Annotated in this window: 21 protein-coding genes and 1 pseudogene; 8 read left to right on the top strand and 14 right to left on the bottom strand. The window is 69.7% G+C overall.

The genetic code is table 11. The features are described 5' to 3' along the window. The first annotated feature begins 143 nt into the window (after positions 1 to 143). Together GM656_RS02300 and GM656_RS02305 are read left to right on the top strand one after the other, a co-directional pair. A complete protein-coding gene (locus tag GM656_RS02300) occupies positions 144 to 719 on the top strand; it encodes a nitrous oxide reductase accessory protein NosL (protein ID WP_206673690.1) in 576 nt (191 codons plus the stop codon). A 160-nt stretch (positions 720 to 879) separates the two neighbouring features. Continuing rightward, on the top strand, positions 880 to 2,745 hold the full coding sequence (locus GM656_RS02305) for a DEAD/DEAH box helicase (protein WP_162412032.1): 1,866 nt from the start codon (positions 880 to 882) through the stop codon (positions 2,743 to 2,745). Positions 2,746 to 2,754: 9 nt separating this feature from the next. Here the strand turns inward: GM656_RS02305 and GM656_RS19575 are convergent. The 6 genes and pseudogenes from GM656_RS19575 to purH form a co-directional block, all read right to left on the bottom strand. After that, positions 2,755 to 4,245 (bottom strand): annotated as a pseudogene (locus GM656_RS19575) (globin-coupled sensor protein). A gap of 144 nt (positions 4,246 to 4,389) precedes the next feature. Continuing rightward, positions 4,390 to 6,831: a dihydropteroate synthase gene (folP, locus tag GM656_RS02315; protein WP_162412033.1), complete on the bottom strand. Its 2,442-nt coding sequence runs from the start codon at positions 6,829 to 6,831 to the stop codon at positions 4,390 to 4,392. A 38-nt stretch (positions 6,832 to 6,869) separates the two neighbouring features. Further along, positions 6,870 to 7,679, bottom strand: coding sequence for a hypothetical protein (locus tag GM656_RS02320; RefSeq protein WP_162412034.1), 810 nt, complete (start codon positions 7,677 to 7,679; stop codon positions 6,870 to 6,872). 45 nt (positions 7,680 to 7,724) lie between these two features. Beyond that, the gene (locus tag GM656_RS02325; protein WP_162412035.1) at positions 7,725 to 8,279 is read right to left on the bottom strand and encodes an SHOCT domain-containing protein; all 555 of its coding nucleotides are present in this window, start codon (positions 8,277 to 8,279) and stop codon (positions 7,725 to 7,727) included. Between the two features lie 257 nt (positions 8,280 to 8,536). Continuing rightward, a complete protein-coding gene (locus tag GM656_RS02330; RefSeq protein ID WP_162412036.1) occupies positions 8,537 to 9,487 on the bottom strand; it encodes a formate/nitrite transporter family protein in 951 nt (316 codons plus the stop codon). A 64-nt stretch (positions 9,488 to 9,551) separates the two neighbouring features. Then, the gene (gene purH / locus GM656_RS02335; RefSeq protein ID WP_162412037.1) at positions 9,552 to 11,132 is read right to left on the bottom strand and encodes a bifunctional phosphoribosylaminoimidazolecarboxamide formyltransferase/IMP cyclohydrolase; all 1,581 of its coding nucleotides are present in this window, start codon (positions 11,130 to 11,132) and stop codon (positions 9,552 to 9,554) included. 105 nt (positions 11,133 to 11,237) lie between these two features. On the opposite strand from purH, the gene GM656_RS02340 reads away from it, so the two are divergent. Together GM656_RS02340 and GM656_RS02345 are read left to right on the top strand one after the other, a co-directional pair. Beyond that, positions 11,238 to 11,792, top strand: a complete 555-nt coding sequence (locus GM656_RS02340) for a hypothetical protein (RefSeq protein WP_162412038.1) — start codon at positions 11,238 to 11,240, stop codon at positions 11,790 to 11,792. 70 nt (positions 11,793 to 11,862) lie between these two features. After that, complete coding sequence (locus GM656_RS02345) at positions 11,863 to 12,807, top strand: PrsW family intramembrane metalloprotease (protein WP_241692686.1); 945 nt, start codon at positions 11,863 to 11,865, stop codon at positions 12,805 to 12,807. A 21-nt stretch (positions 12,808 to 12,828) separates the two neighbouring features. Here the strand turns inward: GM656_RS02345 and GM656_RS02350 are convergent, their stop codons facing one another. Further along, the gene (locus tag GM656_RS02350) at positions 12,829 to 13,248 is read right to left on the bottom strand and encodes a DUF6069 family protein (protein ID WP_174242919.1); all 420 of its coding nucleotides are present in this window, start codon (positions 13,246 to 13,248) and stop codon (positions 12,829 to 12,831) included. 142 nt (positions 13,249 to 13,390) lie between these two features. Here GM656_RS02350 and purB point away from each other — a divergent pair, with 142 nt between their 5' ends. The 3 genes from purB (at position 13,391) to GM656_RS02365 (ending at position 16,871) form a co-directional block, all read left to right on the top strand. Further along, on the top strand, positions 13,391 to 14,773 hold the full coding sequence (gene purB, locus GM656_RS02355) for an adenylosuccinate lyase (RefSeq protein WP_162412039.1): 1,383 nt from the start codon (positions 13,391 to 13,393) through the stop codon (positions 14,771 to 14,773). 56 nt (positions 14,774 to 14,829) lie between these two features. Beyond that, positions 14,830 to 16,137 carry an MFS transporter gene (locus GM656_RS02360; RefSeq protein ID WP_162412040.1) on the top strand — a complete coding sequence of 436 codons (1,308 nt, stop codon included), beginning with the start codon at positions 14,830 to 14,832 and terminating at the stop codon, positions 16,135 to 16,137. Between the two features lie 92 nt (positions 16,138 to 16,229). After that, entirely contained in the window at positions 16,230 to 16,871 is a 642-nt protein-coding gene (locus GM656_RS02365) for a phosphoribosyltransferase (RefSeq protein ID WP_162412041.1), read from the top strand. Here the strand turns inward: GM656_RS02365 and GM656_RS02370 are convergent. Then, the gene (locus GM656_RS02370) at positions 16,868 to 18,046 is read right to left on the bottom strand and encodes a M20 family metallopeptidase (RefSeq protein ID WP_162412042.1); all 1,179 of its coding nucleotides are present in this window, start codon (positions 18,044 to 18,046) and stop codon (positions 16,868 to 16,870) included. The two genes, GM656_RS02365 and GM656_RS02370, sit on opposite strands and share 4 nt — an antisense overlap. Before the next feature lie 2 nt (positions 18,047 to 18,048). Continuing rightward, entirely contained in the window at positions 18,049 to 19,287 is a 1,239-nt protein-coding gene (gene lysA, locus GM656_RS02375) for a diaminopimelate decarboxylase (RefSeq protein WP_162412043.1), read from the bottom strand. A 345-nt stretch (positions 19,288 to 19,632) separates the two neighbouring features. Between lysA and GM656_RS02380 the strand changes: the two genes are divergently transcribed. Next, the gene (locus tag GM656_RS02380; protein WP_162412044.1) at positions 19,633 to 20,754 is read left to right on the top strand and encodes a bactofilin family protein; all 1,122 of its coding nucleotides are present in this window, start codon (positions 19,633 to 19,635) and stop codon (positions 20,752 to 20,754) included. Between the two features lie 28 nt (positions 20,755 to 20,782). On the opposite strand, the gene GM656_RS02385 is transcribed toward GM656_RS02380, so the two are convergent. The 5 genes from GM656_RS02385 to dapA all read right to left on the bottom strand — a co-directional run bounded on the left by GM656_RS02385 (position 20,783) and on the right by dapA (position 24,518). Beyond that, entirely contained in the window at positions 20,783 to 21,310 is a 528-nt protein-coding gene (locus tag GM656_RS02385; protein ID WP_174242920.1) for a hypothetical protein, read from the bottom strand. 367 nt (positions 21,311 to 21,677) lie between these two features. Continuing rightward, positions 21,678 to 22,508, bottom strand: a complete 831-nt coding sequence (locus GM656_RS02390; RefSeq protein WP_162412045.1) for a 2,3,4,5-tetrahydropyridine-2,6-dicarboxylate N-succinyltransferase — start codon at positions 22,506 to 22,508, stop codon at positions 21,678 to 21,680. Positions 22,509 to 22,622: 114 nt separating this feature from the next. Then, complete coding sequence (locus tag GM656_RS19440; protein WP_277815033.1) at positions 22,623 to 22,754, bottom strand: hypothetical protein; 132 nt, start codon at positions 22,752 to 22,754, stop codon at positions 22,623 to 22,625. Between the two features lie 97 nt (positions 22,755 to 22,851). Next, complete coding sequence (gene dapB / locus GM656_RS02395; protein ID WP_162412046.1) at positions 22,852 to 23,601, bottom strand: 4-hydroxy-tetrahydrodipicolinate reductase; 750 nt, start codon at positions 23,599 to 23,601, stop codon at positions 22,852 to 22,854. Then, complete coding sequence (gene dapA / locus GM656_RS02400) at positions 23,598 to 24,518, bottom strand: 4-hydroxy-tetrahydrodipicolinate synthase (RefSeq protein ID WP_162412047.1); 921 nt, start codon at positions 24,516 to 24,518, stop codon at positions 23,598 to 23,600. Before dapA ends, dapB begins: the two co-directional genes overlap by 4 nt. Positions 24,519 to 24,805: the final 287 nt, after the last annotated feature.

Consider the following 24,805-nt stretch of genomic DNA (forward strand, 5'->3'; position numbering starts at 1 on the left):
GTTGGCGTGCTCCGAACCCACAGGTCGACCAACACGGCTCGGATGCCGAGTCTCCGCCCGAATCGGAGGACAGGCGGTCCGTTCGACGAGAGTTTCGAGAGCCGTACCAAACGCGATTTCGTTCGCCGAACGAGAGCTTGTTTGTGAACCGTCGAACCGCACTCAGAACCGCGGGGTCGTTGCTCGGCGCTGCTGGCCTGACTGGCTGTCTGGGAGCGCCCGCGGGACAGGCAGCGCAACAGCGACCGACGCCGGTGGACCTCTCCGGTAGCAAGGCCGACGACGAAGGCGGAATGGTGATCGGGCTGCACGGCGGCCCGAACGGACAGATATTTTATCGGAACAACAGCCCCGACGGACGCGAGAACCCGGCGTGGTTCCACACACTCGCGTTCGGACTGTTTCCCTACTATTTCGAGCACGAGCGAGAGGGGTGGGAAGCGACCGCGATCTACGTGACCGACTACTCGACCGTGGACTACACGCTCTCGACAGAGGGGGACCCGACGCTGCCGTCCCCGACGGCCCCGGACACGTTCGGCGACGCGACACAGATGCACTACGTCATGGAAAGTCGCGTCTCGGGCGGTATGGGTCCGGCACTCGTCCCGTTCTCCGCTCGGGCCGACGCGGACTCGTTCGGTGACGAGTACGGCGGCCGGGTCGTCGTGTTCGACGAGATAACCCCGGAACTGATCGCGACCTACACGCGAAAGTAGCCGCTCGACCGCGTGGCAGACATGACCGCTCGCTCTACGTTCCCTCCGGCCGGTGTGCCGTCTCACTCCGCCTGCCTCGGGGCTTGTCCGTGTCCGCGTGGACGGCAGACGTCGGGCCACAGACGAAACCCGTTTCCCCCTCGGTCGCCTCCCACCGGTAGTGACAGCCGAGGAGCCAGCCGACCGAACCGACGACGAAGACGCCGCGGGGGCCCTCGAACTCGACGCCGTCTACGACGCCATCGACGCCGTGGGCCGACCGCACCTGACCGCGACGGAGCTCTCGCGGAAGACCGACCTGACGCCGGACGAGGCCCGCGAAGCCCTGGCGGCGCTGGCCGAGGAGGGCGACATCGAGCGCCAGGACGTGTCCGAGGTGGAGTCGGTGTGGTATCCGGCCGATATCGCCGAGGTGACCGACCGCGAGCGCGTCGTCCTGTTCCCGGACCGCCGCGAGGTGGTCGTCGAACATCCCGAGCAGTTCACGCGGGCCCAGCTCTCGCAGTTCGCCCGCCTGCAGGACACGAACCGCTCGGGCGGCTACGTGTACGAACTCCGCGAGGAAGACGTGTGGGCCGCGCCCCACGAATCGCTGGACGACCTGCTCGCGACGATGCGGGACGTGCTGGGCGAGCGCTCGCCCCACCTCGAAGAGTGGGTCGCGAGCCAGTGGGAGCGCGCCCGGAAGTTCCGCCTGAAGACCCACGAGGACGGCTACGTCGTCCTCGAAGCCGAGAGCGACGACCTGATGGGCAACGTCGCCCGCCAGAAGCTCGACGACCACCACCTCCGCGCGCCCATCTCCGACTCGGAGGCGTGGGTCAACGAGGACGCCACCGCCGAGATCAAGCGCACGCTGTACGAGGCGGGCTACCCCGTCCGAGACGACCGCGACCTCGAAACCGGCGACGCGCTGGAACTGGATCTCCTGCTTCGCCTACGCGATTACCAGCGCGACTGGGTGGAGCGCTTCACCGAGCAGGGATCGGGCGTGTTCGTCGGCCCGCCCGGGTCGGGCAAGACCGTCGCCGCGATGGGCGCGATGGCGGCCGTCGGCGGGGAGACGCTGATACTCGTCCCTTCGCGCGAACTCGCGACCCAGTGGCGCGACGAACTGGTCCGACACACCTCGCTCACCGACGACGACATCGGCGAGTACCACGGCGGCGAGAAGTCCATCCGGCCGGTCACCATCGCCACCTACCGCACCGCCGGGATGGACCGCCACCGGAAGCTGTTCGACCAGCGCAAGTGGGGCCTCATCGTCTACGACGAGGTCCATCACATTCCATCGCCAGTTCACAAACGCAGCGCGGACCTCCAGACCAAACACCGGCTCGGCCTGACCGCGACGCCGACCCGCGAGAGCGACGACGAGGAGGAGATCTTCACGCTCGTCGGCCCGCCGATCGGGACGGACTGGGGCAAGCTGTTCGACGCGGGCTACGTCGCCGAGCCGGAGGTCGAGATCCGCCTCGTCCCGTGGGGCGACGAGACCGAGGGGGCCGAGTACAGTTCCACGTCGGGCCACGACCGGCGACAGGCCGCCGCCGGCAACTCGGGGAAGATCGACGAGATCCGCTACGCGCTGGCGGAGAACCCGGCGGCGAAGGCGCTGGTCTTCGTCGAGTACCTGGACCAGGGCGAGGCCATCAGCGAAGCCATCGACGTACCCTTCATCAGCGGCGAGATGCCCCACGCCCGCCGGGGGAAGCTGTTCGACGAGTTCCGGCAGGGCGAGCGCGACACGCTCGTCGTCTCCCGCGTCGGCGACGAGGGCATCGACCTCCCCGACGCCGAACTGGCCATCGTCGCCTCGGGGCTCGGCGGCTCCCGGCGACAGGGCGCACAGCGGGCCGGACGGACGATGCGGCCGGCCGGCGACGCGCGCATGGTCATCCTCGCGACGCGCGGGACGACCGAAGAGGACTTCGTCCGCCGGCAGATGCGCCACCTCGCCTCCAAGGGAATCCGCGTCACGGAGACCGAGGCCGAGGCGGTCGAGCCGCCCGATAATGGGGAGTGAAGTGCGGCGCTATCCGTCGGTGTCGAGCCGACGGGCGGACTCGGCCACGTCCCGAATCTTCGCCGTCTGTTCCTCGTTCGTCGCCGCGAGATCGCCGAGCTGTCCGGAGATGTCGTCGATCCCGGCCGACAGTTCGTCGATCATGCTGGCGACTTCCTCGGTCGAGGCCGCCTGATCGTCGGTCGCGGCCGACACCTCTCGGATCCCCTGGGCCGTCTCGTCGATCGCGTCGACGATCTCGTCGAGCCGTTCCGTCGCCGCTTCGACTTCTTCGATGCCGTCTGAGACCTGTTCGGTGACGGTCTCCAGGCTCTCGACCGCGTCGACGGTCTCGTCTTGAATCTCCGTGACCGTGTCTTCGATGCGGTTGGCGTGGGCCTGGGAATCGCCGGCGAGCGTCTTGATCTCGTCGGCGACGACGGCGAACCCGTCACCGGCCTCCCCGGCGCGCGCGGCCTCGATGGAGGCGTTCAGCGCCAGCATGTTCGTCTGGTCGGCGATGCCGTTGATGACCTCGACGATCTCGTCGATCTCGTCGGCGCGGCGCTTGAGCCCCGCGATATCGTCCGAGACCTCGTCGACGGCGCCGTCGACCTCGTCCATCACGTCCGCGGCCCGCTCGGCGGCCTCGCTGCCGCGTTCGGCCTTCTGCTCGGCCGACGTACTGGTGCTCGCGACCTCCTCGGCGGTGGACGCGATCTCCTCGATGGTCGCGCTCATGTCCGCGACCTCGCCGGCCACCTCGTCCATCGACTCGGCCTGGCTGTCGGCTGTCGCGCTGAGTCGCTGGTTCGTCTCCGCGACGCGCTCGGCCGACTCGCTCAGTTCGTCGATCGGCTGCTGGAGTCCTTCCTCGACCTCACGCATCAGTTGCTCTTGCTCCTCGTTCGCGGCCTCCAGGCGCTGATTGTACGAGTCGATGTAGGTGTCCATCGCCACCTGCTGGTCGAGATTGAGGAGTTTGAAGACGGAGAGGACGCGGTCAGACAGCTCGTCGAGCGCCTCGTCGCGGTCGGCGTCCGTCGACCGGATGTCCGCCGCGATCATCGACAGGAAGTGCTCGAAGTACGTCGTGTAGGCCCCGAGATAGACCTTGGGGCCGAGGTCGAGCATGTCGTGGATCTTCCCGATTCGGGCCCGGTTCTCGAAGTACTACCGGCCGTAGTCACCGGCGACGAGGTCCCGGAGGTACTGCTCCTGGGTCCGTTTGAGTTGCTCGACCGACTTCGAAGAGCGTCCGAAGATCTCGACGGTCTCGTCGAACGACTGGAGGTTGTCGTAGAAGTCCTCGACGACGGCCTCCGCGCTGGCGTCGACCTCGTCTTCCATCGCGACGAGCGCGTCGATATCGGTCTCGTCGAACCCCGTGAACTCCTTTCGCCACCGGATCTCCGCGTCGTCGAGACCGATACGCTCGGTGAGTGTCGATCCGTCCACGCCGTTTCGGTCCGCCGCCGTGACCCGATTTCGCGGGACGGCGGCCGTCTCGTCAGTGGCCATACTCCTCGTCGGAAGATACCGCGTTAATATGTTCGCCTCCCCTTTTCAAACGAGATAATAGAAACGCGTCCACTACCGAGCGGCGGTTCTGGGCGTTTGACCGGCTCGAAGCGATTCGGTTGGTGACAGCCGATACGTTTTCGCTCAGTCTTCGAAGTTCTCGGGGTCGCGGGCCGCCTCGGCGACCCGCACCGCGGCGGCGTTCTCGGCCACGTCGTGGACGCGGACGATGTCGGCACCCTGTCGGGCCGCCAGGGTCGTCCCGGCGATGGTCGCCTCCAGGCAGTCGCCCGCGTCCTCGCCGACGAGGGAGAACAGCGACTTGTGGGAGTGGCCGACGAGGAGCGGGCAGCCGAGCGCTCGGAACTCCGCCAGTCGGCCGAGCAGGTCGAAGTCCTCGGCCGGGGACTTCCCGAAGCCGAGGCCGGGGTCGACGATGATCTGGTCGCGATCCAGCCCGGCCTTCTCCGCGAGCAGGACCCGCTCGGTCAGCTGGTCGATGCAGTCCTCGACCACGTCGTCGTACTGCACGTCGCTGTCGGGGTCGACGGGCGTCTCGATGGAGTGCATCACGACGACGGGCACGTCGTACTCCGCCGCGACGAGGCGCATCTCGGGGTCTTCCAGCCCGGAGACGTCGTTGAGGATGTCCGCGCCGGCATCGAGCGCGGCCCGCGCGACGGCGGCCTTCCGCGTGTCCACGGAGATCGCCACGTCGAGGTCCGCCAGTTCCTCGATGACGGGGACGACGCGGTCGATCTCCGCGTCGGCGGAGATCGGTTCCGCGCCGGGGCGCGTCGACTCGCCGCCGATGTCGAGGATGTCGGCCCCGTCGGCGACCATCTGCTCGGCGCGCTCGACGGCGTCCTCGACGGCGTTGTACTCGCCGCCGTCGTGGAACGAGTCCGGCGTGATGTTGCAGATGCCCATGACGGCCGTGCCGTCGTCCCACGGGTGATCGCGGTCGCGCTCGTCTGACTGCTGAATGGACAGCGCACTCCGGAGTTCGTCGGCGAACGTCGAGAGCCCGTAGGGCTGGCCGTCCAGTTTCTCGGCGAGGCGCTTGAACTGGGCCATCGTCGCCATCAGCACCACGTCCAGCGACTCCTCGTCCTGATCGTTCAGGCCCGAGACGGCGCACTCGCCGCCCAGCGACAGCAGTTCCTCCTTGAGGTACTGGGCCTGCCGGGGCTGGACGCGGGTCCGCAGGACGCGGTGGACGCCCTTGCCGCGCATCCGCCACGCGCCGGCGTCGGTGACGTGGGCGGCCTCGATGGCCTCGCGGGCGTCGGCGAGCGAGTCGACGCGCTTCGGGACAAGCGAGCGCGCCCAGCGGGTGCGGGCCTCCCGGACAGCGTACAGCGACCCGGTCACGAGGACGGCGTCGCCCTCGTCGGCGGCGTCGAGCGCGATGCCGAGCGCGCCGGCCACGTCGTGGCGCGTCTCGACCTCGGCGTCGGTCGCCGCCGTCAGCGCCGTCGCCAGCACGTGGTGGGACTCCGCCCGGTCGACGTTGGGCTGGCAGGCGACGACGCGGTCGGGGTCCGGCAGCGCCCCGGCGATGCCCGCGTGGTCCTTGTCGACCATCGCGCCGAGGACGACGTGCAGGTCGTCGTAGTCGAACGAGTCGAGCGTCTCCGCCGTCCGCTCGACGCTGCCGGGGTTGTGCGCGCCGTCGAGGACGACCAGCGGCGACTCGCCCATGACCTCGAAGCGGCCCGGCCAGTGGGCGTTCCGCAGGCCGCGTTCGAGCGTCTCCCGCGACACGTCGGCGACCTGCCGGCACAGCGCGGCCGCGATGCCGGCGTTCTGGGCCTGGTGCTCGCCGAGCAACGGGATGTGCGTGTCGACGGCCCAGTCCGGTCCGTCGATGGCGACCGCGCCCTCAAGTCCGTCGCGGCCGCCGTAGGTGGCGGTCACGTCCGCGTCGTCGCCTTCTCCGACGGTCACCACGTCGCCGGCGATCTCGCGAACGGCCGCGAGCGCGTCGCCGGTCGTACCGGTCACCAGCGGCTCGCCGTCGGGCGCGACGTGGGCCTTGTCACGGGCGATCTCGGAGACGGTGTCGCCGAGGATGTGGGTGTGTTCGAGCGTGACCGACGTGACGGCGCTGGCGACCGGATCGACGACGCTCGTGGCGTCGTGGCGGCCGCCGATGCCGACCTCCAGCACGGCAACGTCCACGTCCTGTCGGTCGAACTCCCAGAGCGCGAGCGCGGTCAGCGTCTCGAAGAAGGTCGGCGAGTCGCCGGCCGCGCCGCGCTCGGTGACGTATTCCCGGGCCGCCTTGACGTACTCGACGACCGCGGCCTCGGGAATCTTCCGCCCGTTGACGCGGATCCGTTCGCGAACGTCGTCGAGGTGCGGCGACGTGTACAGTCCAACGTCGAGGCCGGCCTCCCGCAGCGTCCGCTCGACCATCCGCGCGGTCGATCCCTTCCCGTTGGACCCCGCGATCTGCACGCAGCGCAGTCCCTCGTGTGGGTCGCCGAGCGACGATAGCAACTCCCGCGTGGCGTCGGTGCCGGGTCGCGAGGCGAACCGGCGCAGCTCGAAGAGGAAGTTCGCGGCCTCGTGGAACTTCATGCTCGCTGTATCGGAGCCGCTCGCTTTAGCCTGTCGAACTACTGCCCGGGCCCCGTCTCGTGCTCCCGCCTGGCCCACCGACCCAGCGCGCTCGTCGCGATGAGGAACGCGGCCCCCAGCAGCGGTGCCGGGTCGATGGACGCGCCCGGCAGGTCCTCGCGCTCGTCCTCTGCCGACGCATCCGTCTCCGTTTCGGTCGTCTCATCCGTCCCCGCTCCGGCTTGCGACGATTCCGTCGCGTCGCCGGGAGTCCGGTCCTCGCGGACGCTCCAGTCCACGTCCTCGCGGTCCTCGCGACGACCGCGAACGGGGATGTCGTCGCCCCGTTCGCTCCGGGCCGCCTCCTCGCCCAGCGCCGTCTGCTGTGGCTCGGGGGCCGGTCCGTCCTCGGTGTCACCAGCGTCGGTGCCGGCCACTCCGTCCGCCGACCCCGTCGGCGACGGCGTGTCCACCGACGGCGGCGGCGAGTCCATCGTCTCGGATGGCGTCCACTCGTCCCACTCCTCGGTGGCTTCCTCGGCCGCCGACCCGTCCGCGCTCCGGCGTCGGTACAACCAGAGCCCGACGAGGCCCGCGCCCAGCGCGACCAGCGTGACGCCGGTGCCGAGCAGGCCCCACTGCCGCCAGAGCGCTCCCAGTTTCGCCGTCGCGCCGCCGTCGGCTTCGTCGGCCGTGTCACCGGGGGCTGCGCCGGGGACCGGCGTCGCCTCCGGCCCGTCGTCGTCTGCGTCGTCGTCACCGACGGAACCCTCGCCCGCGTCGTCGCCGGCCACGGCGACGCCGGGGACGACGCCCAGCGCCCGCGCGACGGCGTCGCGCTCGACGTCGAGTTCGATGTAGTCGTCCATACCTGACCCGTCGTCGCGACGGTACGTAAAACCGGGCAGTGGTCCCTACTCGCGGGCCGGTTCGCGCTCGGATTCGGTCTCCGACCGCGGCGCGTCACGCGAGGCGGCGGCGGACGCTGACCGCCCGGGCTCGACCCTGGCCTCGTCGAGCGGTCCGGTCTCCGCGTCCGAACCGTCGAGGAGGTCCTGGAGCTCTCGCTCGTAGGTCGCCTCCGTGATCTCGCCTTCGACGTACCGGCGCGTCAGTGCCTCGTGGCGGTCCTCGAAGCTCGGGGCGACGGTGTCCGAGAGGCCGAGCGCGGCCAGCGGTGGAATCAGCGACTCGGCCCGCGCGAGGACGCCGGCGGCGCGCTGGCTCTTGGGGAGCGACGCCCGCCTGGCCAGTTCGCGGACCAGCGCCACCGAGAACACCACGTCGAGCCCGGCCAGCAGCAGCGTTCCCAGGAAGAAGACCGCGAAGGTCTGGACGACGGCGCCGCCGCCCACCAGCGCGCCGAGCGTCGCGACGACGCCGACGATGGCCGCGCCGACGGCTCCGAGCGTCGTCAGGACGACGGCGGCGAACAGCAACAGGAGGCGGTTGTCTGCGAGCCAGCTCACACCACCTCTAGCGCCGAGCGTGTCAAATGCGTTTGGCTTGTCCCGTCGGCAGTGTTTAGTTAAGAGAAAGCGATCGCAAACAGCCAGAAAGCCCCCCGAGTTCAGCCAGCCGGGGCTTTCTGGCTCTCTGCACTGCTGACTGCTACGCTAAACGCCACCTTCCAGTCCGGTCGTGGGCTATCGTAGCCAGTGAAAATCAGTGCGCACCCGATTGCACGGTGGGAGTGCGTGGTGTGTAACTCGGTTCAGTTGGTACGTCAGTGGTCGTCGTTCACCGGGACGTACGACCGGCCGGAGTCGGAGAACGGGCCGAGCACCCACTCGCGGACGGTGAGCTGGAGGGTCGTGCCGCCCTCGCGGATCGCTTCCAGCCGGCTCTCGGTCGTCTGGAAGTAGTTGACGACGGTGACGAGGACCACGCCGCCGATGGAGTTGCCGAGCAGCACCGGGAGGACGAACTGCGTGGTGCCGACCATCAGGCCGAGTTCGCCGTTGTAGACCAGAAACAGCATCTCGGTCGCCGAGACGACGACGTGGTAGAGGTTCCCGAACGGGATGGCCAGGAAGGAGAGGTAGACGAGCAACAGTCGCGAGACGCTGTCGCGAAGCGAGTAGTCGACCCAGACGACGCCGGCGACGATGAGCCCGGCGAACACCGCCTTGGCGAACAGCGTCCACCACGGGGTCTCGATGGCCTTCTCGGCGAACCCCTCTGCCGCCGTCACGGCCTCGGGCGAGAGGACGCCGGTCGATGCGAGCGCGAGCGCGCCGAGCGCGCCGCCGACGAGGTTCCCGAAGAGGACGAGCCCCCAGATGCGACACAGCGCGGGCAGCGAGGCGATCCGTTCCAGCGTGAGCGCGACCGGCGGCAGCGTGTTCTCGGTGTACAGCTGGTAGTCCCCGAGGATGATGAAGACGAAGCCGAGCGGATACAGCAACGCGCTCAGCACCGGGTCCCCGCCGGTCGAGGCGTACAGCGACGCGTAGAGCAGGAACGTGATCGTGATGGCGAACCCCGCGGCGAGGGCGCTCGCGAGCAGTTCGCGCTTGCTCGACGTTATCTCGTGGTCCGCGGCGACGATGATGCGCTGGAAGATCTCGTCGGCGGAAAATCGGTCCCGGATGGTTCGCCCGCCCGCCGGCGCACCGCTCTGGGAGCGGTCAACCGCGTCTCTGACCGCCGTCTCGCGGTCGGTGTCCTCGGACATGCCCGCCGCTTCGAAAGCCCGTCTGAAGCGTCTTTCGAGACGGGAAACTGCGTCGCGCGCTCGATCAGTCGTGTCTAAACGACCGCTGGCCGGTGAACACCATCGCCATGTCGTGTTCGTTGGCGGCCTCGACGACGCTGTCGTCGTTCTTCGAGCCGCCGGGCTGGATGACGGCCTCGATGCCCGCGTCCGCGGCCTCCTCGATGCCGTCCGGGAACGGGAAGAAGGCGTCGGAGGCCATCACCGCGCCCTCGGCGTCCTTGCCCTCGGCGTGCTCGTCGGCCTTCATCGCGGCCAGCCGGACGGCGTCGACGCGGGAGACCTGCCCCATGCCGATGCCGACCGTCTCCGTCCCCTTCGCGAAGAGGATGCCGTTCGACTTGACGTGCTTGAGCGTGTGCCAGGCGAACAGCATCGACTCGACCTGCTCGTCGGTCGGTTCGCGCTCGGTGACGACCTCCAGGTCGTCGGCGGAGAGGTGCTGCGTGTCGCGCTCCTGGACGAGGCGACCGCCGACCAGCGGTTTCTCGGTGAGCGTGTCCGTGACCTCGAAGTTGTCGTTCACGTCGAGGACGCGGAGGTTCTCCTTCTCGAAGAGCACGTCGAGCGCGGCGTCGGTGTAGCCGGGCGCGACGACGACCTCCTTGAAGGAGTCGATGATCTGCTCGGCGGTGGCGGCGTCGCACTCGCGGTTCAGCGCCACGATGCCGCCGAAGGCGCTCATCGGGTCCGTCGAGAGGGCCTTCTCGTAGGCCTCGGCGACGGAGTCGGCGGTCGCACAGCCCGCGGGGTTGGTGTGCTTGATGACCGCGGCGGCGGGCTCCTCGAACTCCTTGATGAGATTCAGCGCGCCGTCGGCGTCGTTGTAATTGTTGTACGACAGGGCCTTCGCGCCCTCGTTGAGTTGGTCGGCGTGGACGACGCTGGCCTCGGAGACAGTGGCGTCGGCGTACAGCGCGGCGTCCTGGTGAGGGTTCTCCCCGTAGCGCAGGCTCGCGGCGATGTCGTCGGAGACGATTCGCCGAGCGGGGAAGTCGCCGCCCGCGTCGCCCTCGACGCTGACCGCGCTCTCGCCCCAGTCGACCTCGACGCGGTCCTCGGCGAACCACTTCACGACGCGGGGATAGGCGGTGAACTCGCCTTCGTAGAGGACGCGCGCTTTCAGGTCGTCCTCGTCGTCGCCCTCGAAGACGGGAATCGGCTCCTGCGTGACGATGGGGCCGCCGTCGACGCTCTCGTCGACGACGTGGACGGTACAGCCGGTCACCTTCACGCCGGCGTCGAGCACCTGCTCGTGGGCGTCCATGCCGGCGAAGTTCGGCAGCAGCGACGGGTGGACGTTCAGCGTCGTCGGGGCCGCGTCGAGGAACGTCTCGCTCAGGACGCGCATGTAGCCGTCGAGCGTGACGAGGTCGAAGTCGTACTCCGAGAGCGCGTCGAGGACGCGCTCTTCGTGGGCCTCGCGGGCCTCGTCGTCGTCGCGCTCGACGACCTCCGTCGGGATGCCGCGCTCGGCCGCCGCTTCGAGGACCGGCGCGTCGGCGTCGTTCGTCAGGACGACGGCGAACGACGCGCCGCCCGGGGCGCGGTCGGCGATGTTCATGAGATTTCGGCCGCGGTTACTGGCCATACCGGCGAGTTTCATGTGCGACCGACGGGTCGGCCGGTGCAAAGTTGTTGCGAAACCCCGCCCCGGCCGTCCGCGGCGCGCGTTCGACGTGCATATGTGGCCGGCCGTCGACGCGCCGGTATGTCGAAGCTACGGTGTCAGTACGCCGGCGCGGTCGCGGCCGCCGCGGGCGTCGTCTGGACCGCTTGGGCCGCGGCGCTCGCGGCGACCGGCCTGACGACGACGAGCCCGCCGGTCCTCGTCGCCAGCGCCGTCTCCAGCGTCGGCGTCGTCGCCGGTCACTACGCAGTCGAGGACTTCTACGGCGCGCGGATGAAGCGCCCGGGGACCATCGGCGCGTGGCTCGGCGCGCTCGGCGGCCTCGTGTTCGGCGTCGGACAAGTGCTCCGCCTCCTCTCGGGCGGCGGCGAGGCCATCGTCGGCATGGGCGTGCTCGCGCTGGTGGGCGGATCCCTGCTGGTCGCGGTCGGGCTCGTCCGGACGCGCATCCAGCCGCCGTGGCTGGGCGTGGCGCTCGGCGTGGGGACGCTGGCCTTCCTCGGACTGAGCGTCCAGCCTGGGGCGGCCGCCCTCTACGGACTGGCGTGGCTCGCGCTCGGCCGGGACCTCTACCGGCACCGCCCACCGGACGGTCGGTTCGGCGACGCCGAGGCCGACTACGGCTGGCTCGGCTGACCGCGGAGCCCCTCGCAATCTTGCCTGTGCGGGCGAAACCCTGACGTAGCCGCCACGTGACGGACCAGCCGTGACAGACGAGGACACGGATCCGGTCGCGGCGTCGATGAGCGGGACGACCGACTTATACGACATCGCCGAGTGGGACGCCCGGTCGCGGCTCGACGGGGTCGCCGTCGGGCTCTACGGGGTGTTGCACGCGTCGCGGCGCTGGCTCCTCATCGCCATCGCGGTGCTCCTGTTCGTGGTACAGCTCGCGGCGACGGTCCTGCTGGCGATTCGCCGGCCCGAACTGGGTGCGCTGGCGGCGCTGTCGGCGGTCCCGGCGCTCGGCATCGTCGGCTTCCTCTGGTACGGCGACCCGACGATGCGCGAACCGCTCGAGCCGCTCGCGATCACGTTCGTCCTCTCGATCCTGTTCGCCAGCATCGCCGCGCTGGTCAACACCCTGCTGCAGCCGCTGTTCCAGGTGGTCCCCGTCGTCGGGATGGCGCTGTTCTTCTTCGTCGTCGTCGGCCCCATCGAGGAGACGGTGAAGTGGCTCGCGGTCCGCGTCGGGAGCTACGACACCATCGACGCGGTCGTCGACGGCGTCGTCTACGGGGCCGTCGCGGGGCTGGGATTCGCGACCATCGAGAACGCGCTGTACATCTCGCAGGGCTACTCGCAGGCAATCGCGGCCCAGAGCGGCCAGCCGATCGTCTCGGCCATCCAGACGGCGACGAGTCGCGCGTTCGTCGGTCCGGGCCACGTCCTCTACTCGTCGTTCGCCGGCTACTACCTCGGCCTGGCGAAGTTCAACCCCGAAGACGCCGGCCCCATCGTCGTCAAGGGGCTGCTCATCGCGGCGCTCATCCACGCGACGTACAACACCATCGTGACGTACGCGCCGCTCAGCACGCTGGCGTTCCTCGGGTTCGTGATCGTCTTCGACGGCGTCGTCGGCTACCTGCTGTACCGGAAGGTCGCCCGCTACCGCTCGCACTATCAGGACGCGACGGCCAGCGGGCAGTAGCGCGGCCGCTCCCGAGCGGGCTCAGCGGGCGGTTCCCCAGTAGACCAGCGATCCGACCGACGCGGCCGCGACGACCACGTGCATCACCATGAGAGCGACGACGCCGGCGACCGTCGCCGCCGGGTCGTTCAGCAGGAGTCCGACATCGGGGAGGAACGACAGCACCAGCACGACCGCCGCCAGACGGACGAACGACCGGTCTGGGGCGTTCCGGTAGCGCGTCAGGCCCCAGTACACCGCCGTCGCGCCGACGGCCCCCACCGCCGACAGGAAGGCGACGGGCGGAACGGCGAGCGGTCGGAACCCCGGTGCGATTCCCAGGGCCCCGACGGCGAGGACCAGGACGACGTTGACGAGGACCGAGACGACGACGGCGACAGCCCCGCGAACCGCGAGGGGGCGGCTGTGCTCGGACGGTCGGGCCTGCGTGACTTCTGCCATGACGTATTATAGGTCGGCTGATAGGATATAGCCACCTGCTGTGAGCGCACGACACGGAACGGCGGGAGGTGGCCGGACCGAGCGAAGGTCGAGAGAGCGCGGGAACGACACGCTTTTTCGCGCCTCCCGCGGACAGTCGGACATGACCGACAGAGGGCCACTCGACGCCGTTTCGCCGCTCGACGGCCGATACGCCCGCTACACCGAACCGCTCGTCCCGTACGCCAGCGAGCGGGCGCTGATGCGCGCCCGCGTGGAAGTCGAAGTCGAGTACCTGCTCGCGCTCGCGGACCTCGACGCCACGCCGCTGTCCATCGACGACGACCAGCGCACCGCGCTCCGGGCGCTGTACGAGGACTTCGACGACGAGGACGCCGCCGTCGTCAAGCAACTGGAGACGGAGGGCTACGGCGAGTACGCGGCGACGAACCACGATGTGAAGGCCGTCGAATACTTCATCCGCCTCGGCATGCCCGCGGACCTCGACGCCGACAACTGGATCCACTTCGGGCTGACCAGCGAGGACGTGAACAACCTCGCCCACCGCCTGCTCGTCAAGCCCGCCGCCGAAGAAGTCCTGGTCCCCGAACTCCGCGAGATTCGCGACGCGCTGGTCGAGATGGCCCACACGTACGCCGACGTGCCGATGCTCGCCCGCACGCACGGCCAGCCCGCGACGCCGACGACCTTCGGCAAGGAGATGGCCGTCTACGCCTCCCGGCTGGGGCGGGCCGTCGCGCGCGTCGAGCGCGCCGCGGACGACCTCTCCGGCAAACTGGCCGGCGCGTCGGGGACCTACGCGGCCCACGTCGCCGCCTACCCGGACGTGGACTGGCCGGCGTTCTCCGAGCGCTTCGTCGCCGACCTCGGCCTCGAACACGAACCGCTGACCACGCAGGTCAATCCCTGCGACGACTTCGAGGCGCTGTTCGACGCGCTCCGGGGCGCGAACAACGTCCTGCTCGACCTCGACCTGGACGTGTGGCTGTACGTCTCCGACCGCTACCTCGGCCAGGAGGCCGTCGAGGGCGAGACGGGGTCGTCGACGATGCCCCACAAGGTCAACCCCATCGACTTCGAGAACAGCGAGGGGAACCTCTCGAAGGCCAACTCCGACCTCGTCTTCCTCGGGGACTACGTCACCACCTCCCGACTCCAGCGCGACCTCTCGGACTCGACGGTCAAGCGCAACGTCGGGGCCGCGTTCGCGCACTGCCTCGTCGGCTACGGCAAGTGCCAGAACGGCCTCGCGAAGGTCGTCCCGAACGAGCAGGTGATGGCCGACGACCTCGCGGACACGCCCGAAGTCATCGGCGAGGCCGTCCAGACCATCCTCCGGCGCGAGGGCCACGACGACGCCTACGAGCAGGTCAAGAAGGCCACCCGCGGGCGTTCGGTCACCATCGAGGACTTCCGCGAGATGTACGCCGACCTCGACGTGAGCGAGGACGTGCGCGCGGAACTGGAAGCGCTGACGCCGGCGGGCTACACCGGCATCGCCGAGCAGTTGGCCGACGACATCTGAGCGGGTCGCCGCTCGAACGCAACGCTCAGGGAGGTGGGGCCGTTCGCGTACGATAGATGGTCCTCGGAACCGACTCGCGAGTCCTGACGCTCGCGTTCGCGCGGATGGCAGACGCCCTCGGGAACTCGTTTCTCATCATCGTCCTCCCGCTGTACATCGCGAGCGGGCAGGTGTCGCTCGCCGGCATCGTCGGGACGGAACTGCTCGGATTCACGCTCCAGACCGAGACGCTCATCGGCCTGGTGCTGTCGCTGTTCGGCCTGCTGAACAGCTTCGGCCAGCCGTTCACCGGCCGCCTGTCGGACCGCACCGGCCGGCGGCGAGCGTTCGTCCTCACCGGCCTCGTCCTGTTCGCCGTCGGGAGCGCGGCCTATCCGTTCCTCTCCAGTTACTGGACCGTCCTCGCCGCGCGGGCGTTCCAGGGCCTCGGCGCGGCCTTTACCATCCCCGCGACCATCGCGCTGGTCAACGACTACGCGGGGAGCGACGCCGAGCGGGGCGGGAACTTCGGTGTGTTCAACACCTTCCGGCTGATCGGCTTCGGCTTCGGCCCGATCATCGCCGGCGTCGTCGTCACGGGCGGCCTCTCGGCGAGCGAGGTGGTGACCTACCGCGTCGCCGGGACGGCCGTCTCGGGCTTCACCGCTGCGTTCGCCGTCGCCGTGCTGGGCGCGGTCGTGAGCTTCCTGCTCGTCTGGTTTCTCATCCAGGACCCGCCGGTCGACGCCGAGGCCGGCAAGGACCTCTCCATCGCGATCATGGACCCCGACGGCCGGGGCCTCGACTCGGTGTTCGTCCTCGGCGTCGGCACGTTCATGATGGCGACGACCATCGCCCTGTTCGCCACGCTCGAAGGTCCCATCCGGATGCGACTGGACGAGTCGACGCTGTTCTTCAGCGTCCAGTTCGCCGCCGTGGTCATCGCGAACGTCGTGTTCCAGGTCCCCATCGGCCGGGCGAGCGACCGCTTCGGCCGGCGGCCGTTCGTCGTCGCCGGCTTCGCCGTCCTCGTCCCGTCGGTGTTCGCACAGGGGCTCGTCACGGACCCCTGGCTCATGCTGCTGGCCCGCTTCGTCCAGGGAATCGCCGTCGCGCTCGTGTTCGCGCCGTCGCTCGCGCTCGCGGGCGACCTCGCCGGCGCGCGCGGCTCCGGGACGACGCTGTCGGTCCTGACGATGGCGTTCGGGCTGGGCGTCGCCGTCGGCCCGCTCGCCTCAGGCGTCCTCTACAACCTCGGCTCGTTCAGCACGCCCTTTACCGCCGGCGCGGTCCTCGCGCTGCTCGCGCTCGTCCTGACGTACTCGCAGGTCGAGGAGACGCTGGACACGGGAAGCGAGTCGTCCCGACCGTCGCCACAGGACTGAGCTAGACACGGACCCGAAGCGACGCGCCGCCCCAGATATTTCAGGCAACATCGACCGGAATCGTTACCACTGCCGACGGCCTACAGTGCAGTATGTTCACAGACCGCTCGGACGCGGCGCGACATCTCGTGGCCGCGCTCCGCCGGCGGGAGGTCGAGAGCGACGCCGTCGTCGCCATCGCGCCCGCGGGCATCCCGGTCGGAACCGTGATCGCCGAGGAGCTGGGGGATCCGATGGACGTGCTCGTCGTCCAGCGAATCCGCGCACCGGACCATCCGGACCTGACCATCGGCGCGGTCGCGCCGGGCGGCTTCTCGTGGATCAACAGCCCGATGATGCGCTTTCTCGACGTGAACTGGGAGTACGTCCAGGAGGCGAAGACCCACGCCGCCGACGCCGTCGAGACGCGGGCGGTCGAGTACGGCGAGCAGTGGGGCCCGCTCGACGTGGACGGAAAGCGGGTCCTGCTGGTCGACGACGGGATACCCACCGGCGCGGCGATGCGCGTTGCGGTCCAGCGACTGCGAAAGGCCGGCGCGGAATCCGTCGTCGCCGCCGCCCCCGTCGCGCCGCCCGACGTACTGGCGGAGGTCCGCCGGTGGACCGACGAGGTGGTCGTCCCCCTCCAGCCGTCGGCGTTCCAGGCCACGGCGGACTACTACGAGGAGTTCGGCCGCGTGACCGACGAGGAGGCGACGACGCTGTCGTCGCTCGCCGGCGAGCGGCCCGCCTAGACAAGTCGCTCGACCGTCTCGCGGACCGCACGGGCGGCCGTCCGTACGTCCGAGAGGCGGACGTACTCGCGCTTCGAGTGGGCGACCGCGCCCACCTCGTCGCTCAGGTCACCGGGCCCGAACACGACGGTCGGCCCGTGCTCGGCGAAGTAGGAGGCCTCCGTCGCCGCGCCGAAGGGGCGGACCGCGCCGCCGCTGGCGTCCTGCAGCGTGCGGACGAGGTCGGTCTCGGGGTCGGTCGCGAAGGCCTCGGGAAACGGCGTGTCCGGGCGGATGAGTTCGACCGCCAGTCCCATCTCCGCCGGGAGCCACTGGTCGAGGTGCGCGCGCAGGTCGTCGCAGAACGACTCGCTCGTCTCCGGCGGGACGCTCCGGCGGTCGAAGGTGATGGTGCACTCGGCCGGGACCTGGTTCGTCGCCTCGCCGCCCTCGATCATCGACGCCGTGAGGATGGGGCGGCCGAGCGTCTCGTGGTCGTCGGGGCCGCTGGCTCGCGGCTCCCCGTCGTCACCGCTCGCGGGTCCCGAGGCGCTCCGCGCCTCGCTGTCGTCGTAGGACTCCATCGCTTGCAGGATTGGCGCGGCAGCCCGAATCGCGTTCAGGCCGCTCCCCGGGTCGGCGGCGTGGGCGCTCTCGCCGCGGATGGTGACCGTCCCCTCGAACTGCCCCTTCGCGGCGGTACACACGTCGAGGCCGGTCGGTTCGCCGACGATATAGCCGTCCGCATCGACGGTCTCGGCGAGGTGCGCGCCGCCGGTCTGCGTGGTCTCCTCGTCGATGGAGACGGCCAGCGTCACCCGCCCGTCGTCGGGTTCGACCGTCAGGAAGGCGTCGAGCAGCGCCGCGAGCGGGCCCTTGGCGTCGCAGGCCCCGCGACCGCAGACCACGTCGCCGTCGCCCTCGTCGCCGCTGCCGTCGACGCGCTCGTCGCCGGGTCGCTCCGCGCGGCGCTCGTAGGGCAGGTGCGGCGGGACGGTGTCGATGTGCGTGTTGAGGAGGAGGTGCGCGCCGTCGCCCTCGCCCCGCGTCGCGACGACGTTCCCGAGGTCGTCGACCTCGGGCGACTCGCCGTTGTCCTCGAGCGTGTCGACCAGCAGCGCGCGCATCTCAGACACGCTCTCGTGGGAGGGCGTCTCGACGGCTTTCCGGTGAAAGGAGGGGATGTCGAACGCCATCGTCACGTCCGTTCGAGCCGGGTCACGTCGTCGAGCGTCTCGCGCTCGCGGACGACGCGCGTCTCGCCATTCTCGAAGGCGACCTCGGCGGGCCGGGGCTGAGAGTGGAACTGATTGGCGAGTTCGTATCCGTACGCGCCGGCGTTGCCGATGGCCAGCAGGTCCTCGCGCTCGGGGCGAGCGATGGGCCGGTCGGTGCAGAACACGTCGGCGCTCGTACAGCAGGGGCCGCCGACCGACACGGGCTCGCTGTCGCGGTCCGGCGCCGTGACGTTGCGGATGGGGTGATACGAGCCGAACATGGCGGGGCGGATGAGCGTCGCCAGCGAGGCGTCGACGCCGACGACCGTCGCCACGGGCGTCTCCTTGATCGTGTTGACCTCGGTCAGGATCAGCTCGGCGTCGGCGACGACGTAGCGGCCGGGTTCGAGCTTGATCCGCGCGTCCAGGTCGCCGACGGCCTCGCGGACCTTCTCGCCGACCACGTCCATGTCGAGCGGTTCGACGGTCTCGCGGTAGGGGACGCCGAAGCCGCCGCCGAAGTCCACGAACTCCAGGTCGGCGCCGTCGGCGATGACCGTCCGGCCCATGTCCGCGACCTTCCCGATGGCCCGGCAGTGGTCGTCCAGGTCGTCGTGGAGGACGCCGCTGCCTGCGTGTGCATGCAGGCCGACGAGGTCGAAGCGTTCGCGCACGTCCGCGGCGACCTCGGGGACCGCGTCGTAGGGGATGCCGAACTTCGCGTCCTTGCCGGTGGCGACCTTCTCGTGGTGGCCCGTGCCGATGCCGGGGTTGATTCGGATGGCGACGCGGCCGTCGTAGCCCCGTTCTTCGAGGCGGTCGAAGGTGTGGCGCGCGCCGGCGGTGATCGTGAGGCCGGGGTGTTCGGCGGCCAGGTCGACGGCGTAGTCGAGGTCGCGGTCCGGCGGATTGACGGCGGTGTACTGGAGCGTCTCCGGGTCCGCGCCGGCGTCGATGGCGCGCTGGAGTTCCCCCCACGCGGCGCACTCGATGTCGGCCCCGGTCTCCACCAGCGTCGAGAGGACGGCCCGGCCGGTGTGGGCCTTCGCGGCGTACATGACGTGGGCGTCGGGGAACGCCGCGGCGAAGCGCTCGTAGTTCTCGGCGACGCGGTCGAGGTCGACGGCGTACAGCGGCGTGCCGTGCTCGGCGGCGACCGCCTCCAGGCGCTCGTGGTTCCAGTCCGCGAGACGGCGGACCGGCGGCGAGTCGTGACTCATTGGGGAAACAACGGCGAGCGGGGCTAACAAGGGTTCCGTTTCGGGACTCGGCGACGCTCGCAAGCGGCGACGAGAACCGACTGTCCAACCGCGGAGTACCGTGGGAGACACGATCCCGGCGACGGGCCACGAGGACGGAGTGCCGTGGGACGAGGATCCGTCGCGGTGCTGGTCGAGAGGCCCCGCACGGAACGCGGCAAGATATGTCTATTCGCTTCAATGAACACGATCCGACGGTGGCATCGATCCATTCGATTCCGGTCCTCTGGCGGTATTCGCCAAATACGGCCGACTGCTACGATATATCAGCGTAGATTTATTGTATTCCCAATACGACGTTCACGTATGCCTTCCAGGCTCTCCAGCGGCGGCCGCCGAGTCGCCGTACTCGCACTCGTATCGCTCCTCGTGCTATCGACCGCGACCGGCGTCGCCGCGGCACAGTCGTATCAGGGTGCCGGCGGCACGATCGTCGTCGGCGTGGACGAGACGTACGACAGCATCGAGGGCGTCGCCGGGACGATCATCGTCCGCGGGACGGTGACCGGAGACGTCGCCGCCGCGGCGGGGACCGTCCACGTCACCGAGACCGGAGAGGTCGGCGGAAACGTCGAGGCGGCGGCTGGGACCGTCCGCATCGACGGCACCGTCGGCGGCGACGTGAGCGCAGCCGGCGGCACGGTCGAGATCGGCGAGACGGCCCAGATCGGCGGGGACCTCGACGCGGGCGCGGGCTTCCTCGCGATTCACGGGACCATCGACGGGACCGTCCGCGCCGGCGCGGAGGAGGTCGTCGTCGGCCCGACCGCATCGGTCGGCGGCGACCTCCGCTACGACGCCGCCACGTTCACCCGCGACCCCGAGGCCGCCGTCGGCGGGAGCGTCGTCCAGGACGAGAGCATCGGGGACAGCGCCGGACCGGACTTCGGGGCGTTCACGCTCCCGTCCTGGCTCGGCGTCGTCTACGGCCTGTTCGTGAATCTCCTGCTCGGCGCGGTCCTGTTGGCCGCCTTCCCGGCGTTCTCGACGCGCGTCGCCGACCGCGTCGCGGAGAGTCCAGCCAGGTCCGGCGGCGTGGGGCTACTGACGCTCGTCCTCGTGCCGATCGTGCTCGTCGTCCTCCTGCTCACGATCATCGGTATCCCGCTCTCGCTGGTCGGTGCGGTCGCGTTCGGCGTCGCGGCGTGGGTCGCCGCCGTCTACGGCCAGTTCGCCGTCGGGTCGTGGGCGCTCTCGCTCGCCGATCGCGACAACCGCTGGCTCGCGCTCGTCGTCGGCCTGGTCGGATTCGCGATCCTCGGCGCGATTCCGATCCTCGGCGGACTGCTCGAACTGGTCGCGTTCCTGCTCGGCCTCGGCGCGCTGGCGCTCACGCTCCGGGAGTCCTACCGGGGCCGCGGGGAGCAGTCCGCTGGCGGCCGGCAGACGACGCTCGACGAGAGCGGCAGCGACACCACCGCGGCGTGAGTTCCCGGTGGCGGCGCGGCGACGACCGTCACGCCTCGCTCGCGATTCCGTCCGAAGCCCCGCGAACCCTGACCGCGGCGTAGGTCCAGCCGAGGAGCAGCCCGTACACGAGGTGGGCGACGCCGACCGACGCCACGACGATGAGACTCCCGAGCATGCCCGGCAGCGGGACCAGCGGCTCGGGGAACGACTGTACGCCCAGCGCGCTCATCGAGACCGGGAGCAGGAGTCCCGTCGAGAGCAGGCCGATCGCGGCCGCGAAGACCACGCCGGCCGCGACGCTCTCGCCGACGGACTCGACCTGGCTGTGAAACACCGGCCGGGTGACGACGAACGCGAACAGCAGGCCCGCGAGGACGCTGTTCACCAGGTGGACGACCCACCCGCCGACGACGGTCGGCCAGCCGTACAGCGCCCCGACGAACGGCATGAGGTTCGCTCCGGCGTGGAACACGACGCCCATGCCGACGCCGGCGACCAGCCCGCTCGCACCGCCAGCGACCCATCTGTACTGCGTCACCGCCGAGACGCGAGAGACTGAGTGTCCCTGGCTCATGCGCGCTATATTGTCACACGGTAACAAATATACAGCAGACCGTCCACGGGCCGCGGTGAGGCGTAACGTCGGCCTACGGCACGTTGGAGGCGGGGGTGCAGGGACAGTCAGGGGCGCCGTGCTCAACGGCCCCTTCGGTCGCCGTTCCATCGAGGGCCGCGCCTCGCGCGCCCCTCGTTACTCCCGGGTCACTCCGCTACCCGCTCGTTATTCGAGAAAGCTCCCTTCGGTTAGAGCCTCGCTGCTCGCGGGTCACTTCGTTCCCCGCTCGCCCATCGAGGTTCTTCGCTTCGCTCAGAACCTCGCTACTCCACGGCTCCCGCTGGTCGCCGTTCCGTCGAGGGTGCTCCCGATAGTCGCACCCTCGCTACTCCCGAAGCGCGTCCTCTCGCTCCGTCGCTTCCAGCGTCTCTTCTTCCACATCAGTCGCCACGACGGCGGGCTTGTACGCGCCGCCGGGGATGAGGTCGTGGTCGCCGACGGAGGAGTCGACGAAGCGCTGGAAGGCGCGTCGCTCCGGCGGCAGTTCGCCGTAGATGACTTCCTCCTCGACGAGGTCGTAGACCGGAATCCGGGGGGTCAACAGCGTGTTCTCGCCGACGACGGAGCCCTCGCCGACGACGAAGCCGCTGGTGACGCGACAGCCAGCGCCCAGCGACACCTCGTCCTCGACGATGACCGGGGCGTTCTCGACGGGTTCGAGGACGCCGCCGATGAGCGTGTTCGCGCCGAGCTTGACGTTCTCGCCGATCTGGGCGCAGGAGCCGACGGTGTCACAGGAGTCGACGAGCGTCCCGTCGCCGACGTGGGCCCCGATGTTGACGAAGGAGGGCGACATCATGATGCAGTCCTCGCCGAGGTACGCGCCGCGGCGGATGGTGGTCCCGTCCGGCGTGTTGCGCGTCCCGCGCTCGCCGAGGTCGTCCGTCTCGCGCAGCGGGAGTACGTCGTGGTAGTCGACGCCGCCGTACTCGCGAGCCACCGTCTCGCGAAGGCCGAAGTTGAGGAGAATACCCTGCTTGACCCACGCGTTGGCCTCCCACTCGCCGCCCGATTTCTCGGCGGCGCGGACCTCGCCGGCCTCCAGCGCGGCGAGGAACTCGTCGAGGGTGTCCAGGTGGTCGTCGGTCGCGTCAGCGGCCGTCAGCCCGTCCTGTTTGCGTTGCCAGAGGTCGTCGATGTCGGCTTCCAGACTCATATCTCCCGGTTGCGACTCCGGGGGCTTACCTCTCCGGGTTTCGGGGTGACCGTGCTACCGGGGCACATCCAGGTCGCTCGCCCGTCCGCGGTCGGTCTCTGTCCGCCGTCCGGCTCAGTCTGCGCCCTGACCGGGGATGTAACCGCAGTCGTCGCAGATGCTGATGCTGGGGGCCGACGCTTTGAACTCGCCGGAGCAGTGCGGGCAGTCGGTCGCTGGCAGTTGTACGCGCTGGTTCGTAGCCATACGCGACAATCATCCAGACCGATATATAAGGCTACCCGTAATATGGAGAAAACTATCAGAATGTGTATTATCGCATATTAATGCCCCGAGGCTGGCCTCAGGCGTCCACGACTTCGCCGAAGGAGTACCATCCGGCGTCGCGACCGACGAGCCACGCGGCGGCGTCGAGCGCGCCGGCGGCGAACACGCCGCGGTCCTCGGCGCGGTGGGACAGCGAGAGCACCTCGTCGTCGCCCGCGAGGAGGAGTTCGTGCTCCCCGCGAACGTCGCCGGCCCGGCGGGCGAACACGCCGATCTCGTCCTCGTCGCGGGGCGCGTGGCCCTCGCGGCCGTACACCGGTTCCACGTCCCGTTCGGACTGAATCACGTCGAGGATGGTGTTCGCGGTGCCCGACGGCGCGTCGACCTTGCGGTTGTGGTGGGTCTCCACGAGTTCCAGGTCGTACTCGTCGAGCGTCCCGACCGCCTCCCGGACGAGGCGCTGGAGCACCTGAATGCCCCGGGAGAAGTTGGTCGCCTTCAACAGCGGAACCGACTCGCTCACGTCTTTCAGGCGGGCCATCCCGTCCTCGTCGAAGCCCGTCGTCCCGACGACGATGGGCACGCCCGCCTCCGCGCAGGCCTCGGCGACGGTCAGTGCACCTTCGGGGACGGCGAAGTCGACGACCGCGTCCACGTCGTACTCCGCGAGCGCGTCGGCCGCGTCGGCCGGGTGGACGACCGGTACGCCGTCGACGGCGTCGGCGTCGCTCGTGGCGAACCCGACCACCACGTCGGCGTCGCCTGCGGCCGCGAGGACCGCGTGTCCCATCTGTCCGGTGACGCCGTTGACCGCGACCCGCGTCATCGCTCGGCCTCGGCGTACTCGTCTTCGAGGTCCTCCGTCTCCAGCGTGGCGAGCACGTCGCGGAGGTGGTCGAGGTGCTCGTCCGAGAGGCGGGTCAGCGGCGACCGGAGGTGCGCCGGGCCGTAGCCGCGGATGCGCATGGCCTCCTTGACCGGGATGGGATTGGTCTCGACGAACAGCGCGCGGAACAGCGGCCCGAGTTCGTGGTGGATGTCGCGAGCGCGCTCGAAGTCGCCGGACAGCGCCGCGCCGACCATCGCGCAGGTGCGCTCGGGTTCGACGTTCGCGGCGACGGAGATGCAGCCGTCGGCACCCACCGACAGCATCGGGAGGGTCATGCCGTCGTCGCCCGAGAGCACCGCGAACTCCTCGTCGCGGGTTCGCTCGATGATCTCAGAGATCTGGTTCATGTCGCCGCTCGCCGCCTTGTAGGCCGCGACGTTGGGGTGCGAGGAGAGTTCGACCGCAGTGTCGGGCTCGATGTTCTGACCCGTTCGCGACGGGACGTTGTAGACGATCTGGGGCAGATCCACGGCGTCGGCGATGGCCGTGTAGTGGTCGACGAGGCCCTGCTGTTCGGGCTTGTTGTAGTACGGGGAGATGAGCAACAGGGCGTCCGCGCCCGCGTCGGCCGAGCGCTGGGAGAGCTCCAGCGCCTCCGCCGTGTTGTTCGAGCCGGAGCCGGCGATGACCGGCACGTCGTCGACGGCGTCGATGACCGCCTCGACCACCTCGATGTGCTCGTCGTGCGAGAGGGTCGCGGACTCGCCGGTCGAACCGACCGGGACGAGGCCGTCGACGCCGGCGGATTCGAGCCGCTGGGCGTCTCGTCGGAGGGTTTCGAAGTCGATGCTGCCGTCCTGTTCGAAGGGCGTGCACATGGCCGGGAACACGCCGCGGAAGTCGATGTCTGTCATTGCTGGGGGTGTCGTGTCGCTGTGGGATATGTCGTCCGGTTGGAGACGGTGCGGTCGACAGTCGGACGCGGACCGATGGCTGTCGACGGTCGAAGAATCCGACCCGAAACGGAGTCGCCACGTCCGCTACGAGCCGCTAAAACGGCGGTTTACGTTTCGCACGGACGACGCGCTCGCCGATCGGCGGCGAACCGAAACGGGACGGGCGTCGTCGCATAGTGAGACGACGGCGTGTCAGCGACTTAGCTCTTGTGCTCTCCGCCTGACCGAGCCCGAAAGCATATCCC

The sequence above is a fragment of the Haloarcula salina genome, assembly GCF_010119195.1.
Classification (GTDB): domain Archaea; phylum Halobacteriota; class Halobacteria; order Halobacteriales; family Haloarculaceae; genus Haloarcula; species Haloarcula salina.

Coding starts and splice junctions, on each gene's coding strand:
- folP (WP_162412033.1), bottom strand. CDS start 6,831: ATGAAGTTCCACGAGGCCGCGAACTTCCTCTTCGAGCTGCGCCGGTTC.
- GM656_RS02320 (WP_162412034.1), bottom strand. CDS start 7,679: ATGGACGACTACATCGAACTCGACGTCGAGCGCGACGCCGTCGCGCGG.
- GM656_RS02330 (WP_162412036.1), bottom strand. CDS start 9,487: ATGTCCGAGGACACCGACCGCGAGACGGCGGTCAGAGACGCGGTTGAC.
- purH (WP_162412037.1), bottom strand. CDS start 11,132: ATGAAACTCGCCGGTATGGCCAGTAACCGCGGCCGAAATCTCATGAAC.
- GM656_RS02340 (WP_162412038.1), top strand. CDS start 11,238: ATGTCGAAGCTACGGTGTCAGTACGCCGGCGCGGTCGCGGCCGCCGCG.
- GM656_RS02350 (WP_174242919.1), bottom strand. CDS start 13,248: ATGGCAGAAGTCACGCAGGCCCGACCGTCCGAGCACAGCCGCCCCCTC.
- purB (WP_162412039.1), top strand. CDS start 13,391: ATGACCGACAGAGGGCCACTCGACGCCGTTTCGCCGCTCGACGGCCGA.
- GM656_RS02360 (WP_162412040.1), top strand. CDS start 14,830: ATGGTCCTCGGAACCGACTCGCGAGTCCTGACGCTCGCGTTCGCGCGG.
- GM656_RS02365 (WP_162412041.1), top strand. CDS start 16,230: ATGTTCACAGACCGCTCGGACGCGGCGCGACATCTCGTGGCCGCGCTC.
- GM656_RS02370 (WP_162412042.1), bottom strand. CDS start 18,046: ATGGCGTTCGACATCCCCTCCTTTCACCGGAAAGCCGTCGAGACGCCC.
- lysA (WP_162412043.1), bottom strand. CDS start 19,287: ATGAGTCACGACTCGCCGCCGGTCCGCCGTCTCGCGGACTGGAACCAC.
- GM656_RS02380 (WP_162412044.1), top strand. CDS start 19,633: ATGCCTTCCAGGCTCTCCAGCGGCGGCCGCCGAGTCGCCGTACTCGCA.
- GM656_RS02385 (WP_174242920.1), bottom strand. CDS start 21,310: ATGAGCCAGGGACACTCAGTCTCTCGCGTCTCGGCGGTGACGCAGTAC.
- GM656_RS02390 (WP_162412045.1), bottom strand. CDS start 22,508: ATGAGTCTGGAAGCCGACATCGACGACCTCTGGCAACGCAAACAGGAC.
- GM656_RS19440 (WP_277815033.1), bottom strand. CDS start 22,754: ATGGCTACGAACCAGCGCGTACAACTGCCAGCGACCGACTGCCCGCAC.
- dapB (WP_162412046.1), bottom strand. CDS start 23,601: ATGACGCGGGTCGCGGTCAACGGCGTCACCGGACAGATGGGACACGCG.
- dapA (WP_162412047.1), bottom strand. CDS start 24,518: ATGACAGACATCGACTTCCGCGGCGTGTTCCCGGCCATGTGCACGCCC.